The sequence below is a fragment of the Kitasatospora sp. NPDC097605 genome (genome assembly GCF_040302725.1).
In the GTDB taxonomy this organism is placed as follows: domain Bacteria; phylum Actinomycetota; class Actinomycetes; order Streptomycetales; family Streptomycetaceae; genus Kitasatospora.
This window is the reverse complement of sequence record NZ_JBEOSF010000051.1, coordinates 14,103-30,871: the sequence shown is the minus strand read 5'-3', so window position 1 is coordinate 30,871 and position 16,769 is coordinate 14,103. Positions and strand designations below refer to the sequence as shown.

Annotated in this window: 16 protein-coding genes; 2 read left to right on the top strand and 14 right to left on the bottom strand. The window is 74.0% G+C overall.

Translation table 11 applies throughout. The features are described from left to right. Window positions 1–9: 9 nt before the first annotated feature. The 6 genes from ABTX81_RS35835 to ABTX81_RS35810 all read right to left on the bottom strand — a co-directional run bounded on the left by ABTX81_RS35835 (window position 10) and on the right by ABTX81_RS35810 (window position 6,956). Entirely contained in the window at window positions 10–660 is a 651-nt protein-coding gene (locus ABTX81_RS35835) for a DUF2269 domain-containing protein (protein ID WP_350554417.1), read from the bottom strand. Window positions 661–883: 223 nt separating this feature from the next. Beyond that, window positions 884–1,522, bottom strand: a complete 639-nt coding sequence (locus tag ABTX81_RS35830; RefSeq protein WP_350554415.1) for an NAD(P)-dependent oxidoreductase — start codon at window positions 1,520–1,522, stop codon at window positions 884–886. Window positions 1,523–1,623: 101 nt separating this feature from the next. Further along, entirely contained in the window at window positions 1,624–2,253 is a 630-nt protein-coding gene (locus ABTX81_RS35825) for an NAD(P)-dependent oxidoreductase (protein ID WP_350554413.1), read from the bottom strand. A gap of 77 nt (window positions 2,254–2,330) precedes the next feature. Beyond that, window positions 2,331–3,962, bottom strand: a complete 1,632-nt coding sequence (locus tag ABTX81_RS35820) for an outer membrane protein assembly factor BamB family protein (RefSeq protein WP_350554411.1) — start codon at window positions 3,960–3,962, stop codon at window positions 2,331–2,333. Window positions 3,963–3,993: 31 nt separating this feature from the next. Then, window positions 3,994–4,968, bottom strand: coding sequence for an NAD(P)-dependent oxidoreductase (locus tag ABTX81_RS35815; protein ID WP_350554408.1), 975 nt, complete (start codon window positions 4,966–4,968; stop codon window positions 3,994–3,996). A 302-nt stretch (window positions 4,969–5,270) separates the two neighbouring features. Further along, entirely contained in the window at window positions 5,271–6,956 is a 1,686-nt protein-coding gene (locus ABTX81_RS35810) for an MDR family MFS transporter (protein ID WP_350554406.1), read from the bottom strand. A 189-nt stretch (window positions 6,957–7,145) separates the two neighbouring features. On the opposite strand from ABTX81_RS35810, the gene ABTX81_RS35805 reads away from it, so the two are divergent. Both ABTX81_RS35805 and ABTX81_RS35800 read left to right on the top strand, forming a co-directional pair. Beyond that, entirely contained in the window at window positions 7,146–8,051 is a 906-nt protein-coding gene (locus tag ABTX81_RS35805) for an SDR family NAD(P)-dependent oxidoreductase (RefSeq protein WP_502892929.1), read from the top strand. Window positions 8,052–8,117: 66 nt separating this feature from the next. Next, window positions 8,118–8,972 carry a GNAT family N-acetyltransferase gene (locus ABTX81_RS35800; RefSeq protein ID WP_350554402.1) on the top strand — a complete coding sequence of 285 codons (855 nt, stop codon included), beginning with the start codon at window positions 8,118–8,120 and terminating at the stop codon, window positions 8,970–8,972. A gap of 148 nt (window positions 8,973–9,120) precedes the next feature. On the opposite strand, the gene ABTX81_RS35795 is transcribed toward ABTX81_RS35800, so the two are convergent. The 8 genes from ABTX81_RS35795 to ABTX81_RS35760 form a co-directional block, all read right to left on the bottom strand. Further along, a complete protein-coding gene (locus ABTX81_RS35795) occupies window positions 9,121–10,170 on the bottom strand; it encodes an ArsR family transcriptional regulator (protein WP_350554400.1) in 1,050 nt (349 codons plus the stop codon). Between the two features lie 148 nt (window positions 10,171–10,318). After that, on the bottom strand, window positions 10,319–11,497 hold the full coding sequence (locus ABTX81_RS35790; RefSeq protein ID WP_350554398.1) for an RCC1 domain-containing protein: 1,179 nt from the start codon (window positions 11,495–11,497) through the stop codon (window positions 10,319–10,321). A gap of 31 nt (window positions 11,498–11,528) precedes the next feature. Beyond that, a complete protein-coding gene (locus tag ABTX81_RS35785; protein ID WP_350554396.1) occupies window positions 11,529–11,927 on the bottom strand; it encodes a nuclear transport factor 2 family protein in 399 nt (132 codons plus the stop codon). Between the two features lie 62 nt (window positions 11,928–11,989). Then, entirely contained in the window at window positions 11,990–13,417 is a 1,428-nt protein-coding gene (locus tag ABTX81_RS35780; protein ID WP_350554394.1) for an FAD-dependent oxidoreductase, read from the bottom strand. A gap of 4 nt (window positions 13,418–13,421) precedes the next feature. Beyond that, the gene (locus tag ABTX81_RS35775) at window positions 13,422–13,787 is read right to left on the bottom strand and encodes an antibiotic biosynthesis monooxygenase family protein (RefSeq protein WP_350554392.1); all 366 of its coding nucleotides are present in this window, start codon (window positions 13,785–13,787) and stop codon (window positions 13,422–13,424) included. Between the two features lie 34 nt (window positions 13,788–13,821). Beyond that, window positions 13,822–15,057 (bottom strand): beta-ketoacyl synthase N-terminal-like domain-containing protein, encoded by a 1,236-nt coding sequence (locus tag ABTX81_RS35770; protein WP_350554390.1) that lies wholly within the window; start codon window positions 15,055–15,057, stop codon window positions 13,822–13,824. Next, window positions 15,054–16,340, bottom strand: coding sequence for a beta-ketoacyl-[acyl-carrier-protein] synthase family protein (locus ABTX81_RS35765; protein ID WP_350554388.1), 1,287 nt, complete (start codon window positions 16,338–16,340; stop codon window positions 15,054–15,056). Before ABTX81_RS35765 ends, ABTX81_RS35770 begins: the two co-directional genes overlap by 4 nt. Next, window positions 16,337–16,765 (bottom strand): cupin domain-containing protein, encoded by a 429-nt coding sequence (locus ABTX81_RS35760; RefSeq protein ID WP_350554386.1) that lies wholly within the window; start codon window positions 16,763–16,765, stop codon window positions 16,337–16,339. Before ABTX81_RS35760 ends, ABTX81_RS35765 begins: the two co-directional genes overlap by 4 nt. Window positions 16,766–16,769: the final 4 nt, after the last annotated feature.

The following is a 16,769-nucleotide window of genomic DNA, read 5'->3' as shown; positions in this document are numbered from 1 at the left end:
AGGGGAGGGTCACCGCCCCGGCGCCGGGGCGGCGGCCCGGCCGGTGCGGGCGGCGCGGGCCTCGGCGGCCAGGCGCCGGCCGCGCTTGGTCATCCCCCAGGGCTTGACCACGGAGAGCACGGTGGCGGTCAGGTAGATCAGCAGCGCCACCGAGGGGGCGATGACCAGGACGTGCGGGGCGCGGCCGTCCGGCGGGACGGTGCCGGCGGCGACCTGGCCGGCCGCGTCGTGGATGAAGGCGCGCAGCGCGAAGATCGAGGCCAGGGTGGCGGCCAGGGTCAGCCAGAACTTGGCGGCGACCCAGTAGTGGCGCAGCAGGCCCCAGGTGGTGCCGAGCGACAGCAGCACGCCGGAGAGCAGCGAGAGCAGGCTGATCGGGATCAGCAGCCAGTCGGCGAAGATCCGCTGGGCCAGGTAGGCGGCGCGCACGGTGTCGGGGTCGTCGGAGAAGCGGCCGGCGATGCCGAGGGCGAGCACGCCCGCGGTCAGGCCGAGCCAGCCGACCGAGCAGGCGACGTGCACGACCAGCCAGACCCGGCGGGCGTGCCGGGGCAGCCGCAGGCGCCCGGCGCGGTCGGCCGGGGGCCCGTCGGGAGCCGTCGGGGCCGCGGACGGGGGCGCCGGGGTGCCGGCGGCGGGCGGACCAGGAGGTGTGGGCATCGGCTGTGCTCCGGAGGGGCGAGGGGCGACGCGGGCCACGGGCCGGCGGCCACCGGGGTGGATGGTGTGCGGCCGCCGGCCCACGGCTTGGGTGATCCGCGGGATCACCCCCCACTCTGCCCGGTCCGCGGGGGCCGGGCATCGCACCGCGGGAGTAGCCGGCCGTACCCCTCGTTGAGTACGGACGGCGGGCGGTGGCGGTCGGCGGTCGGTGGACGAGCGGTCAGTACGCGATCTCGACGACCGCGCGACGGGCGGCCGGGTCGTCGAGCGCGCCGAGCAGGTAGTGCGCGAGGTCGGCCCGGGAGATCGACCAGGCCCCGGGCAGCCGCCGCCCGGCCGCGGTGCGGTAGCGGCCGCGGGCCCGGCCGCCGGTGAGCCGGGCGGCCCGGACCAGCGTCCAGTCCAGCTCGGTGTCGGCCAGCACCAGGCGCTCCATCCGCGCCATGTCGGCGTACGGCCGGCGGAGCATCGGGTGCAGCACCCAGGACGTGAGCGCCCGCTGGAACGGGGCGGCGTGCCAGGGCGCCGGGCTCATGCTGGTGGTGGAGACGCAGACCACCCGGGCCACCCCGGCCGCGTGCATGGCCTTGAGGATGTGGCCGGTGCCGGCCGAGTAGACGGTGGTGGCGGCCCGGCTGTAGCCGATGCCGAGCGCGGAGACCACCGCGTCCGCGCCCTCGACGGCGCGGGCCACCGCCTCCGGGTCGAGGACGTCGCCCTGCCGGATGGTGGTCGGCCGGGCGTCGACCAGGGCCAGCGGGTCGCGGGCGAAGGCGACGGTGGAGTGTCCGGCCGCGCCGGCCAGCTCCAGGAAGTGGCGGCCGGTGCCGCCGGTCGCGCCGAAGACGACGATGTTCACGGTGCGTTTCCCCCTCGATCAGCGGCGGCGGTGGCCTTCCGGCGCGCGGCCGGCCCGCGCCGCGGACGTGCCGCGGGCGGGCCGGCCTCCGCCGGGGGTCATCAGTTGGCCACCTCGACGCGCCGGCCGTAGGTGGCCGTGTCATCCAGATGGGTGACGATGTAGTCGGCGACGTTCGCCCGGGCGATGCGCGACGCCTTGGCGATGTGACCGCCCACCACCGCCTGGTAGTTGGGCGTCGCCGGGCCGTCGGTGAGCATCGGTACCCGGACGATCGTCCAGTCCAGCGGGCTGGCCTCGACCTCGTCCTCCATCCGGCCGAGGTCGAGGTGGATGTTGCGGTAGACCCGGTCCACCACGAACTCGGCGACGAAGCGCTGCATCGCCGGCAGGTGCTTGGTCTCCAGGCCCGCCGAGGACATCGTGACCAGTCGGCGCACCCCGCCCGCCCGGGCGGCCGCGATGACGTTGCGCACGCCCTCGGAGAACACCGTCGTGGTGGTGCGGCTGGTCACGCCCAGCGCCACCACCACGGCGTCCTTCCCCTCCAGCGGGCCGGTCAGCGAGTCGACGTCGAACACGTCGCCGCGCACCTTGGCCAGCCGCTCGTGCTCCACCGGCAGCTTGGCCGGGTCGCGCAGCAGGGCGGTGACGCCGTGCTTGTTCTCCAGGGCCTTCTCGACCAGCAGCCGACCGGTCCGGCCGGCCGCTCCCACCACGACGATCTCCATGACTTTCCTCCTTGCCGGGGCCGGCGGCAACTGAGCGCCGCCGGCCATGAGTTGACCTTCGCTTACGCCGACGGGTCCTACCGTAGGGAAAAGGCGAGCAATGCGCCGCCCGATGCGCTCGGGTACTGCGGGTAGTACGCCGCCTGGACGTAGAGCATGCCGTCGGCGACCACCGCGCCACCGCCGCCGGACAGGGCCGTGCCGTGCGCCGGCACGCCGTTGACCGTGGTGAAGTCGCGGACCACGTCGTACTGCCAGAGCACCGCGCCGGTGCTCGCCGAGAAGACCCGCATCTTGCCGTCCGCGCCGCCCTCGTAGACCAGGCCGCGGCTGGCGCTCACCGCGGGGGTGAAGGCGCGCTGGCAGAGCTCCGGGTTGGCCGCCGCGCCGCCCCACTGGCAGCCGTCGGCCGGGCTCTCGGTCTGCCAGAGGATCGCGCCGGTCGCCGGGTCCAGCGCGTACAGGGTGCCGGGGTTGGCGAACCAGGTGGCGACGTAGAGCCGGTTGCCGTCGTAGCTGGTGCCCCACTGGATGCCGGAGCTGCCGCCCTTGGTGTTGGGGTCGGCGACCACCGCGCGGTCCCACACCTTGGCGCCGGTCAGCGCGTCGTAGACGTGGTAGACGCCGTTCTTCTGGCCGATGCCGACCACCCGGCGGTTGCCGATGCTGAAGACGTTGGCGCTGGCGCCGAAGTCCCAGTCGTGGTCGGTGCCGTTGGCCTTGCTGGGGCAGTACGCGTCGGCGCCGGGGATGCCGCAGGCGACGGTGAAGGTGTCCGGGAAGACCTCCTGGGAGCGCCAGCGCACGGCGCCGGTGGCGGCGTTCAGGGCGAGCACCGAGTCGGTGTCGCCGGCCGCGCCGGTGTAGTTCTGGCCGGTGCCGACGAAGATGGTGCCGGTCTCCCGGTCGACCACCGGCGAGCTCCAGACCGCGACGCCGGAGGGCTCGTAGCGGTTGGCGCCGTTCGGCCAGGTGCCGGCCGGCTGCGGCTCGGGCGTGGTCCAGTGCCGCCAGGTCAGCTGCCCGGTGGCCGCGTTGACGGCGACGACCGAGCCGCGGAAGGTACAGCAGGGGTAGGTCAGGTCGAAGGTGGCGCCCGACTCCTTGCTGGATATGCCGATGTAGACCTGGCCGTTGTAGACCAGCGGCGAGCTGGTGATCTGGGCCTGCGGGTGGGTGTCGAGCTTCAGCGACCAGCGCAGCGCGCCGCTCCAGCGGTCGAGGGCGTACAGGTAGCCGCGGTTGTCGCCGAAGTAGACGGTGTTGCCCTCGACGGCCGGGCTGCTGCGCACCGGGTCGGGGCTGGTGGTGGAGTGGGCGCCGGCCACCGGGGCGACGTCGAAGGTCCAGCGGGCCGCGCCGGTCCGGGCGTCCAGGGCGTGGAAGGTGCCCTCGGCGCCGCCGACGTACAGGACGCCGTCCGCGACGGCGGGCTGGCTGCCGAGGTAGACGCCGGGGACCTTGGCGTGGCCGAAGGCCCACTTCAGGTCGAGGTTGCCGACGGTGGCCGGGGTGATCCGGTGCTCCTGGCCGTTGAACCGGCTGCCGGCCGGATCGGCCTGCCAGCTGGTCCAGTTGCCGGAGCGCGGGCGGGCCTCGGTGTCCTCGGCGCCGGCGCCGTTGGTGGCGGCGAGCAGCACGAGAGCGGTGAGCAGGGCCACCAGGCCGGTGCCGAAACCGGCTGCCCGGGGCCGTCTGGGCTGGGACACGTGGATCAACTCCTCGATGAGGTCGAGTGGTTCACGTACGGTCCGGGGTGCCGGCCAGGCCGGCGGCGGCCTCCGCGTGGGAGAGCACGGCGGCGCAGTCCAGCTCGCCGAGGCCGGCCTCGGCAGCGGCGACGAGCGTCTCGTGGGTGGCGTCGCAGACGGGGGTGGCGACGCCCAGGCGGCCGGCCTCGGCGGTGGCCAGCCGGAGGTCCTTGCGCATCAGGTCGAGCCGGAACTGCGGCTCGCCGTAGGCCCGGCGGCGCATCACACCGGCCTTGTAGCGCATCACCGGCGAGCTGAAGCCGCTCTCGCTGATCATCGACAGGGCGAGCTCGCGGTCGATGCCGGCCCGCTGGGCCAGCGTCACGGACTCGGCGAGCACCTGCATCTCGACGCCCATCAGCACATTGAGCATGACCTTGGCGGTGGCGCCGAGGCCGCTCGGGCCGAGGTGGCGGATCTCCTTGGCGAGCGGCTCCAGCACCGGGCCCAGGCGATCGAAGGCCTCGGCGGATCCGCCGACCATGAAGCGCAGTTCGCCGTCCTTGGCGTGCTGGCCGTTGCCGATGATGCAGGCGTCGACGGAGCTGCGGCCGCGCCCGGCGACCCGTTCGGCCACCGAGCGGGCGAAGTCCGGGGAGACGGTGCTGGTGTCCATCACGATGCCGTGCGCGGGCAGGGTCTCCAACACCCCGCCGGCGCCGAACAACTGCTCCTCGACGGCCGCCTCGGAGGCCAGGCTGAGCAGCACCACGTCCACGCTCGCGGCCAGTTCGGCCGGGGTGGCGGCGACCTCCGCGCCGCGGGCGGCGAACGGGGCGGTGCGCTCGGGGGTGCGGTTGTGGACCACGATCCGGTGGCCCTGGTCGAGCAGCCGGGAGGCCATCCCGCCGCCCATCACGCCGAGACCGATGACACCGATCCTGGTCGCCGGGGGTATGCCGGGGGCGGCGGCGGGCGGGAGGTCCCGGGAGAGTGCACGCCGCTGGCTGGGTATGTCGGCCATGGAGTCGACCCGCTTCCTGGTGGCTGGTCGCGCCGGGGATCCCGGCGCTCGGAGTGCGGCGGGGAAGGCCGTGCCAGACACCCCGCCCCACCGCGGCCGGGGTGCCGACTGCGCGTCCAGCCTAGCGGGTGAACACTCACTCCGCGATGGCTTCCGGCGTCCGTTTCGAGCCGTTCCGGTCGTTGATGTTGCGTCAGCCCCTGGTCCGGAAAGGCCTCCTCCCCCATCGCCGGGGGTAACGATGGGGGAGGAGGAGTCGAGGGGGCGACGCCTGCCCGAGGACCGGGCGGCCCGGCGGCCCGTCAGCCGGCCGCGGGACCGGCGTGTCCGGGCTGGGCTCCCGGGGCACCCGGGGCGCCCTGCCCCTGCCACTGGCCGCCGCCCGGGGCGCCCTGACCCTGGCCCTGGCCGCCCTGGCCGTCCTGGCCGCCCTGGCCACCCTGGCCCTGCCACTGGCCGCCGCCGGGGCCGCCCTGGCCCTGCTGGCCGCCGGGGCCACCGGGTCCCTTGCCGCCGGGCGCGCCCATCGGCGCCCGCATCGGCCGCTCCTGGAGGAAGACCACCACCAGGGCACCGATCACCGCGATGACCATGCCGATCAGGTAGACCACGTGCAGCGACTCGGCCAGCGCGGCGGAGACGCCGTCGCGCACCGCCGGCGGCTGCGCCCGGACCTTGGCCGGAGCGGTCAGCAGGCCGTCCGTGCCGAGCCGCGCCAGGGCGTCGGCCGGCACCTTCTTCGGCAGCCACTCGCGCAGCTGCGAGTTGAGGATGGCGCCGAAGATGGTCACACCCATGGCGCCGCCGAGCGAGCGGAAGAAGTTGGCCGCCGCCGTGGCCACGCCCAGCTGCCGCATCTCGACGGAGTTCTGCACCGCCACGATGAGCACCTGGGTGACCAGACCGAAGCCGATACCGAAGACCGCCAGGAAGACACCTGCGGCGACCTGCGAGGAGTCCGCCTTGAGCGTCGACATCAGGTAGAGGCCGACCGCCATGATCAGCAGGCCGACGATCGGGAAGAGCTTGTACTTGCCGGTCTTCTCGACCACCTTGCCGGACAGGGTCAGGCTGGCCACGGTGGCGAGCATCATCGGGACCAGCAGCAGGCCGGACTCGGTGGCGCTGTCGCCGTTGGCGACCTGGAGGAAGAGCGGGGTGTAGACGGTCGCCACGAAGAGCGAGACCGAGGTGAGGAAGAGGCCGAGGGTGGCCACCAGGACCACCGGGTCCTTGAACAGCGCCAGCGGGACGACCGGCTCGCTGGCCCGGTTCTCCTGCCAGACGAAGCCCGCGAGCAGCACGGCCGCGAGCACCAGCAGGCCGATGATCTGCACCGAGCCCCAGGAGTACTGGTCACCGGCCCAGACCGAGACCAGCAGCACGGAGACGATGGCGCCGCTGAGCAGCGCCGAGCCGAGGTAGTCCAGCTGCTTCTTCTGCTTGTTGACCGGCAGCTTCAGCACCGAGCTCACGATCAGCAGCGCGACCACGCCGATCGGCAGGTTGATGTAGAAGATCCACGGCCAGGACAGGTGGTCCACGAAGGCGCCGCCGATCAGCGGGCCGACCACACCGGCGAGCACGAAGCAGGACTGCGCGTAGCCCTGCCACTTGCCGCGCTCGCGCGGCGGGACCAGCTCCGCGATGAGCGCCATGGCCAGCGCCATCAGACCGCCCGCGCCGAGGCCCTGGAGGGTGCGGAAGCCGATCAGCTGGCCGATGTTGCCGGAGATCCCGGACAGCGCCGAGCCGAGCAGGAAGATCGTGATGGCCGACTGGAACATCAGCTTGCGGCCGTAGAGGTCGCCCAGCTTGCCCCAGAGCGGCGTGGCCGCGGTGGCGGCCAGCATGTAGGCGGTGACGACCCAGGCCAGATGGGTCACGCCGCCGAGGTCACCGGCGATGGTCGGCAGGGCCGTCGCCACGATCGTCTGGTCCAGGGCCGCCAGGAACATGGCAAGGACCAGGGCGGCGAAGATCGTCAAGAAGGTTTTACGTGGCACTTCCGGGGCGGGTGCAGCGTACGGGGCGCTCATGGGGTACTCCTCGAGGAGGCGCTCGCCGGCTCGGAGTCCTTGCTCCGAGCTTGAATTCGTATAGACTATACAATCAAAATAAGCCGTCAAGAGCCAACGTCAAGGGTGGCCACCGGCCGCCCGGAAGGGCAGCTAACGATGAGTCAACTCCAGGGGAAGATCGCACTCGTGACCGGTTCGACGTCGGGCATGGGCGCGGCCGCGGCGGCCGCGCTGGCCGCGGCGGGAGCGCACGTGGTGGTCTCCGGCCGGCGCGCTGAGCTGGGCAACGCCGTCGTGGAGCGGATCCGCGAGAAGGGCGGGCAGGCGGAGTTCATCGCCGCCGACGTCACCGTCGAGGATGACGTCGCCCGGCTGGTGGGTACCACGGTCGAGCGACACGGCCGGCTGGACATCGCCTTCAACAACGCGGGCGGCGGCGGGGCGTTCGGCCCGCTGGACCGGGTCCCGGCCGAGGCCTTCGGCCAGGTGATCGCCGTCAACCTGATCGGCACCTACCACTCGCTCAAGCACGAGATCGCCGCGATGCGGGCGAACGGCGGCGGCAGCATCATCAACAACGCCTCCACCGCCGGCGTCCAGGGCACCGCCTTCGGCCTGGGCGCGTACACCGCGGCCAAGCACGGGGTGGTCGGCCTGACCCGGGCCACCGCGCTGGAGGCCGGCCCGGCCGGCATCCGGGTGAACGCGCTGATCACCGGGCCGGTGGACACCGAGGACTTCCGCCAGCGGGTCGGCGGCCAGCCGGGCGCGCTGGAGCGGGCCGGGGCGGCCACCGCGCTGGGGCGGATCGCCACCGAGGAGGAGGTCGCCAACGCGGTGGTCTTCCTCGGCAGCGACGCGGCCAGCTTCGTCACCGGCTCGCTGTTCGGGCTGGAGGGCGGCATGACGGCCGGCGTCACGGCCGGGACGATGGGACGCCCCGGCGGCGCCCCGGGTCAGGGCGGCGGTCCGGGCCAGGGCGGTCCCGGCGCGGGCGGCCCCGGCCGTCCGGGTGCGGGCGGCCCGGGCGCTCCGGGTGCGGGCCGGCCCGGCGCGAACTGACCGGAACATCGCCCCGGCCGGGCGCGCACCATTGCCAGCGAACCACCCCCGGGATACTTTTTCGACATGCTCGTAAAAACCACGAGAAACACCGAAGAGTTCGTCTCGGAAACCGGTGAGTGGATTGCCGGCAACCCCGTCGAGAATTCCATCCTGCTGACGATGATGGCGGGGGCGAAGTTCCGCCCGCCGACCGCCCCGCCGATCGCCTGGAGCCGGGTCGAGGATCCTGACTCCGGCACGGCGCCGGTGGTCGGCGTGGCGGCCTTCACGGCGCCGCATCTGGTCGTGCTGAGCGGGATGCCGGACGCCGCGGCGGCCGCCCTCGGCGCCGAACTGGGCGCCGGACCGGACCTTCTGCCCGGCGTGATCGGGCCGGACACGGCGGCCGCGGCCTTCGCCGCCGCCTGGTCCGAGGCCACCGGCCGGCCCGCCCGCCCGGGCCGGTGCGAGCAGGTGCTCAGGCTGGACGGCGCCCCGCTGCCGCTCGGCCGCCCGGTGCCGTCCGGGCAGACCAGGGCCGCCGCGGCCGACGAGTCCGAGCTGTTCACCGACTGGTGCCTGGAGGCCGCGCACGGCGCCGGGCTCAGCCGGGAGACCGCCGCACGATCGGTCCAGGGGCAGATCACCGGCGGTCTGCTGCGGGTCTGGGAGGACGACGGCCGCCCGGTCGCCATCCTCGGCCGGACCGCCACCGTCGCCGGCGTCGTCCGGTACAACCCGATGTACGTCCGGCCCGAGAACCGCCGGGGCGGCTACGGCCGGGCGCTGCTCGCCGAGGTGCTGGCCGAGGTGCACGGAGGGGAGCGGCCGCCGGTCGGCCTGGCCGTCACCGCCGACGGGAACAGCGCCATTCGGAACCTCTTCGAGTCGTTCGGGTTCCGGCCGTCCGGCGGCCTCGCGGAATTCCGCTTCGAATGACCGGCACCGCCCCCGGGGGAAATCCCCGGGGGCGGCCCGGGGAAAATCCGAAAAGGTCCCGGATCCGTGAGGGATCCGGGCCCTTTTCCGTGCTTCTCCGGAATTCCGCCGGAGCGGTTCCGGAGCAGGACCCCGGAACCGGCCGCGCTCAGTCCAGCGGGTCCGGGTCCGGCACGGCCTCCAGCAGCGAGAAGGCCGTCCCGGTCGGGACCACCCGGTTCAGCCGGAAGCCGCCGCGCCGGAAGACCTCGGCGAACTGCTCCTCGGTGCGCACCTCGCCGCTCATGGTGACCAGCATGACCAGGTCGAAGTTCTTCACGAACCGCGGCACGCCCTCGCGGTGCACCAGCTCGGCCGCGACGAAGCGGGCGCCCGGCGAGGCCTCGCGGCACCGGCGCAGCAGCCGGACCAGCGCCTCGTCCGGCCAGGAGTGCCAGACCTGCTTGGTGACGTACGCGCCGATCCCGGCCGGGACCCCGGCGAAGAAGTCGACCGGCTGGAAGTCCAGCCGGCCCTGCTCGGCCAGCTTGGCGACGTCGGGCTGGGTGCGGGCCTGCTCGATCACGCTCGGCAGGTCGGCCAGCACGCCGCGGGTGACGGCGTCGTAGGCGTGCAGGATCGCGGCCAGGTAGGTGCCCTGGCCGCCGCCGAGGTCGCAGACCGTGCCGGCCCGGGCGAACTCGGGGTACGCCGAGACCAGGGCGTCGGCGAGCGCGTCGGTGAAGTCGGTCATCGCCTGGTTGAAGGTCGCGGCGGCGGCCGGGTTGCGCTGCAGCCAGGGCCAGAGCGCGGTGCCGTGCACCTTCTCGAAGCCGGGCTTGCCGGTCTCCAGGCTGTGGTCCAGCGCGCCCCAGGAGGACCAGAGCCACTCGGCGCCGACCATCCGGGCCATCGCGTCCATCGACCCGGGCACACCGGGGCGGAGCAGTTCGGACAGCTCGGTGTTGGCGAAGACGCCGGGCTCGGTCTCCTCGAAGACGCCGTCCTCGGCGAGCAGCGCGAGCACCTTGGCCAGCGGGCCGGCGGCCACGTTGGCGCGCTCGGCCAGCTCGGCGGCCGGCAGCGGGCCCTCGGCGAGCAGCTCGGCGATCCTGAACTCGGCGGCCAGCGCCAGGCAGCGCGGGGTGGACGGGAACATCAATTCGGAGAGGAACACCGCGCCGGCCGAGGCAGGGGCGGTCTGGGGAACGGCGGTCATTGGGGTGAGGCCTCCCTGCGGGGACCGGGCCGGGGGCGGACGGCGCCCCGGCCCGAGGTCAGCGGTCATGGGTGGGCGGGCCGGACGGGCCCGCGCCGGGCGGCCCTGGACGGGCCGGGGCCGCCCGGCGTTCGCACGGGGCCGGGTCTCAGCCCAGCAGGGCGAAGCCGAAGCCGCCGCCCGGGTTGGCCATGAACTTGTTGGTCGGCGGGATCTCGCCGCCGGCGGCGACGCCCACCGCCGGGCCGGTCAGCGCGATCCGGGTCGGGGTCGGGACGATCTGGACCTGCCCGGCGGCCAGCTGGCCCCAGTTGTTCCAGCCCCAGCCCTGCACCGAGCCGTCGGCCAGCAGCGCCAGCGCGTGCCCGCCGTTGCCGGGGGCCGCGTCGGTGCCGCCGCCGCCGGCCGCGATCGCCTTGACACCGGTCAGGCCGGGCACCGGGGCCGGCACCGCGCGGTCGACGGTGGTGCCGTCGCCGAGCTGGCCGCCGTCGTTGAGGCCCCAGGCCCAGACGGTGCCGTCGGCCAGCAGCGCCACCGTGTGGTGGTAGGCGCCGACCAGCTGGGCGACCGCGTGCAGGCCGGTGAGCTTCTGCGGGGCCGCGCGGTCGACGGTGGTGCCGTCGCCGAGCTGGCCGCGGTCGTTGAAGCCCCAGACCGAGGCGGTGCCGTCGGCGTGCACGACCAGGCTGTGGCCGCCGCCGGCGCTCATCCGGACGGCCGGCTCCAGGTTCTCGACCACGGCCGGGCGCGGCCGGCAGTCGAAGGAGGCGGTCATGTAGGAGCGGACGATCCGGCCCTCGCGCATCGAGCCGGGGCCGTCGCCGAGCTGGCCGCGGTCGTCGCGGCCCCAGGACCAGACGGTGCCGTCGGCCTTGAGCGCCAGGTTGTGGGCGCCGCCGACCGCCAGGTCCACGACGTCCTCCAGGCCCTCGACCCGGACCGGGACGGGCTGCACGCCGAAGTTGGCCTCGCCGAGCGCGCAGAAGAAGCCGGCGCCCCAGGCCCAGACGGTGCCGTCCTCCAGCAGCGCGGCGCTGTGGCCGCCGCCGGCGCCGGCGGTGCGGACCCGGCCGGGCAGGCCGACGGTCCGCACCGGGGTCGCCTGGTTCTCGGTGGAGCCGTCGCCGAGCTGGCCGAAGGCGTTGCGGCCGAAGCCCCAGAGCTCGCCGTCGCCGGTGACGGCCAGCGCGTGGCCGCTGCCGGCCGCGACCCGGACGACGTTCTCCAGGCCCTTGATCTCCTGCGCGGTGGCCCGGTTGACGGTGCCGCCGTCGCCGAGCTGGCCGTTGGTGTTGTCACCCCAACTGCTGATGATGCCTGCCATGGTGATGCGACCTCTCAATCGTCGGGGGCGGTCAGGCCCAGAACTGGTCGACGGCGTACTGGTCCTCGGGGTAGGTCCAGAACTCGGCGATCAGGCCGTCCTGGATGCGCGCCACGTTGACGAAGGGCATCTCCAGGCTCTTGCCCTCGCGCTCGTAGCGGGTGAACACGGTGGCGAAGGCGAACGAGTCGCTGGCGCCGATCTCGTGGATCTCCATCTGGATGCGGCCCTGGCAGATCTCGAACATCCGGCCGGCGAAGGCCAGCGCGGACTCGATGCCCTCGTGCGCGCCGGACAGCTCGCTGGTGCCCGGGTAGTAGTGCACGCAGTCCTTGGTCCAGTAGCTGGCCGCCTTCTGCACGTCGCCCACGGTGAACGCGGCGTAGACCGCTTCCATGAGCTTGGCGTTCGGGTGGTCGACGACCTTCATGACTGTCCTCCTGTGGCTGATGCGGGGCGGGGCGGAACGGTGATGACGGAGCGTCAGGTCATTCAGACCGCGGCGCGGCGGACGATGTCGACCAGGGTGGCCCGGTCCGGCGCGGGGAACGGCGGCGGCGAGCCGGCGACCGCCTGCTTGACCCGCAGCCGGATCTCCTCGTCCTCGTACAGGCCGGCCGGGTTGTCGAGCGACATCATGGTGCGGACCAGCCGGCGCCAGACCACCTCGTCGGTGGCGGCCGCCTCGGCGACCGTCCCGAAGGTGAGCACGTCCGGCGGCAGCGGCGGCAGCTGCTGGCCGGCCACCGTGGCCCGCCAGAGCCGGGCGCGGCCCGCGTCGTTGCGGACGGCGTCCTCGAACCACGGGCGGAAGGTCCGCCCGGCCAGGCCGGCCGCCAGCGCGGCCTGCTCGGCGTCCGGCTCCGGGTGCTCGCGCACCAGGTCGGCCAGCCCGAGCACGTGCGCGATGGCGAGCGAGACACCCCGGCCGAACGCCGGGTTGGTGGTGCAGACCGCGTCGGCGACCGGCAGGAAGCCGGGCACCGGCTGCGCGTCCTGGGCGTACAGCTTCAGCGAGTTGTCCAGGCCGCCCATCGCGTGCACCGGCGAGATCGGCACGGAGGCCTCCGGCGCCACCCAGGGGGCGAGCAGCGGGGTGGCCCGGACCACCGCGGTGAAGACGTCCTCGGCGCGCATCTGCTTCAGCTCGGCGTCGTCCGGCAGGATGCCGAAGGAGATGGCGAAGGTGTTGTTGTCGCCGAGGAACATCACGCCGGTGTAGTGGTCCCAGAGCCCGCCGGCGCCGAAGCCGCGGTTGAGCGGGCCCACCGGGCGCGGGCCGAGCGCCCGGTAGTAGCGGGTGTAGTAGGTGATGTCGGCGCTGTGCGCGACCAGTTCGGGCTCGGCCAGGCCGTGCTCGCGCAGCCACTCGTGGCCCTGCGAGCGCCGGCCGCCGGCGTCGATCACCAGGTCGGCCTCGACGGTGCGGCCGTCCTTGGTGACCACGCCGGTCACCCGGGCCGGGCCGCGCTCGGCGACGGTCAGACCGCGCACCGTCTCGCCCCGGCGCAGCGAGATGCCCGGCTTGCGCAGCGCCTCCTGGCGCAGGATCAGCTCGAAGGTGGTCCGCCGGCAGCCGAGCATCCGCAGCTCGGCGTCGGCCGGGTGCGGCGTCTTGTCGGCCAGGGTCGGCGGCATCGCCTTGCCCAGCTCGATCTCCCGGGCGCCGGCCGCGACCAGCGCCTGGTAGACCGACGGCAGCCGGTCGCGCAGCAGGTTGGTGCCGAGCGAGCCGAACGCGTGCGAGTGGTGCAGCTGCGGCACGGTCGGCCGCTGCCAGTCGCCGTGCGCGTCGTCGACGGTGTCCGGCGCCTCGTTGGCGTCCCGTTCCAGCACCGTGACGTCGTGTCCCAGGTCGGCGAACGCCAGCGCGGCCACCAGGCCGGCGACGCTGCCACCGATGATCACTGTCCGTGTCATGACCTCACCCCGCGGTGGTAGGAGTGGAAAGGCCCGCCCGCGGGGTGTCCCGCGAGGTCTCGGCCTTGATGTGGAAACGGATGGACTTGGCGTCGCTGAAGCACTCGCGCATCGGGCGCACCAGGTCCCGGTGCTCCTCGGTCCGCTCCCAGGCGACGAAGTCGTCCAGCGAGCGCCACTCACTGGTGATCAGCCACTGCTCCGGGTCGGTGGAGGACTGGCAGACCTGGTCGCGCAGGTGACCGGGGACGCCCTCGGCGACCAGGTGGCGGATCTGCTCGTACGCCGTGAGGAAGTCCTCCCGGCGCTCCTCCTTCACGGTGATGAGGAAGAGCACGCGGCCCTGTGCCGCGCCCTCGACGACCGGCATGGCGGTCTCCTTCCGGGTCGGTGGGTGATCGGGATCAGGCGTGGGCGCGCAGCAGGACGGCGCTGTTGAAGCCGTCGAAGCCGCGGGCGCCGATCAGCGCGGTGCGCACCTCGGCGGCCTGCTCCTCGCGGACGAAGGGCAGGTCGCAGCCGTCCGCCGGACGGGCCGGGCCCGCCGACGGCGGGATCAGGCCGTAGTCCATGGCGAGCACGGCGGTGGCCGCGTCCAGGGCGCTGCCGCCCTGGTAGAGCCGGCCGGTGAGCGGCTTCTGGGTGGTGACGGCGGCCGGTCCGTCCGGGCCGAAGACCGCGCGCAGCGCCTCGGCCTCGGTGCGGTCGTAGCCGGGCACGCCCACCGCGTCCGGGAAGGCGACGTCGACGTCCCCCGGAGTGAGGCCGGCCCGTTCGACCGCGGTGCCGAGCGCGCGGGCGTACTGGCGGACCGAGCCGGTGGCGGTGCGGCCGGCGGCGACGGCGTCCTGGGTGGCGGCCCAGCCGGCGATCTCGGCGCGGATCCGGGCGCCGCGGGCGAGCGCGTGCTCCAGGTCCTCGACGACGAACACCGCGCCGCCCTCGCCGGGCACGTAGCCGCCGGCCCGCTCGTCGAACGGCAGGTAGGCGGCGGCCGGGTCGGTGCCGGTGTACAGCCGGCCGCTGCGCTGCTGGCAGGCGAGCGCGTACGGGCCGAGCGGTGCCTCGGTGCCGCCGGCGAGCACCACGTCGGCGCCCCGGCGGACCAGCCGGGCGGCGTGCGCCAGCGAGTCCAGGCCGCCGGCGCCCTCCGAGACGAGGACGCTGGACGGGCCCTTGGCCTGGTGCCGGATGGCCAGCTGCCCGACGGTCGCGGCGTAGAACCAGGCGATGGACTGGTAGGCGCCGACGGTCCGCGAGGTGTCCGGCTGCCAGAGCCGCTGGAGCTCGCGCTGGCCGAACTGGTTGCCGCCGGAGGAGCTGGCCAGGGCCACCGAGAACTTGTAGGGCTCGACCGTGGACGGGTCCAACTCCGCTTCACCGAGGGCCAGTTCGGCCGCCGCGTAGGCGAGGTGGGTCCAGCGGTCGGTCTGCACCTGGAGCCGGCGCTCGACGTACCGGTTGACGTCGAAGTCCGGGACCTCGCCGGCCAGCGTGGTCTCGTACGGGGTGGCGTCGAAGAGCGTGATCGGACCGATCCGGCTCTCGCCGCCGCAGACCGTCTTCCAGTGCGCCTCGCTGCCGATGCCGCTCGGCGCGACCACGCCGATGCCGGTGATGACGGCGCGCCGTGCGCTCATCGGCCCCTCCCCAGCTTGGCGAAGAGCATCGCGGACTGGAATCCGCCGAAGCCGCTGCCGACCGAGAGCGCCGCCTCCACCCGCACCTCGCGGGCGGTGTTGGGCGTGTAGTCGAGGTCGCACTCCGGGTCGCGGTTCTGCCAGTTGGCGGTCGGCGGGACGACGCCGCGCTCGACGGCCAGCGCGCAGGCGGCCATCTCGATCGCGCCGATCGCGCCCAGCGAGTGGCCGACCATCGACTTGATCGAGCTGATCGGCACCCCGTAGGCGGCGTGGCCGAGCGAGCGCTTGAAGGCGCCGGTCTCGTGCCGGTCGTTCTGCCGGGTCCCGGAGCCGTGGGCGCTGATGTAGCGGACGTCCTCGGGGTTGAACCGGGCCTGGCGCAGGGTGTCGTTGATGGCCTCGGACATCTCCAGGCCGTCCGGGCGCAGACCGGTCATGTGGAAGGCGTTGCCGCGGTTGGCGTAGCCGACCACCTCGCAGTAGATCCGGGCGCCGCGCCGGCGGGCGTGCTCCAGCTCCTCCAGGACGAGCACCGCGCAGCCCTCGCCGAGCACGAAGCCGTGCCGGTCCCGGTCGAACGGCCGGGAGGCGTGCTCCGGGTCGTCGTTGTCCGGGGTGGTGGCCTTGATGGCGTCGAAGGAGGCGACGGTGACCGGCGAGATCGGCGAGTCCGAGGCCCCGGTGATCATCACCTCGGCCTCGCCGTCCAGCAGCAGCTGGTAGGCGTGGCCGATGGCGTCGATGCCGGAGGTGCAGCCGGTGGAGACGACCACCGCCGGGCCGTGCGCCCCGTGCCGCACCGCCACGTCGGCGGCCAGGCTGCTGGGGATCAGGCCCTGGTAGAGGAACGGGCTGGTGACGTCCGGGTCGACCAGCCAGTTGCGGCCGGAGTCGCTGGCGACGACGAACTCGTCCTCCAGCACGATGGTGCCGCCGACCGCCGAGCCGAGCACCACGCCGGTGGCCTCCCGGGTGCGCTCGTCGAGCTCCAGGCCGGCGTCCAGCACGGCCTCCTGGGAGGCGGCGAGCGCGAACTGCACATAGCGGTCGGCGCGGCGCAGCTCCAGCGGGGTGAGCCCGGCGGCGGCGCCGTCGAAGTCGGCCTCGGCGGCGATCTGCGAGCGGAACGCCGAGGCGTCGAAGGCGGAGATCCGGCGGGTCGCGGTGCGGCCCGAGGTGATCAGGTCCCAGAAGGTCTCCCGGGTGGTGCCGCCGGGCGCCACCACGCCGATCCCGGTGACCACCACCCGGCGGGCGCCCGTGGCGGGGAAGGCGGTCATCGCTCCCCCAGCACGATGTGGGCGTCCGCCGTGGTCCCCGGGCCGTCCTCGGTGTCGACGTGGCCGAGCTCGGGGGACGGCGCCAGCGGGCCGAGGTGGAAGACCGCGAAGGCCTCCTCGGAGCCGGTGTTGCGCAGCCGGTGCCGGACGTCCTTGGGGATGACCAGGCCCTGGCCGGCGAACAGCTCGAAGGGCTTGTCGTCGAGGTCGAGGGTCAGCTCACCGCGGATGAGGAGCAGGAACTCCTCGCTGTACGGGTGGTAGTGCTCGCTGATCCGCTCCCCCGGCTGGAGCCGGGCGATCCCCATGAAGCCGGAGGTCGAGCCGACCGTGCCGGGCGACAGCACCGCGCGGGTCTCGCCGCCGCGCTTGCGGTTGGCGGGGACGTCGTCGACGGCGATGATGCGGATGTTCCTGGCGGCCACGGCG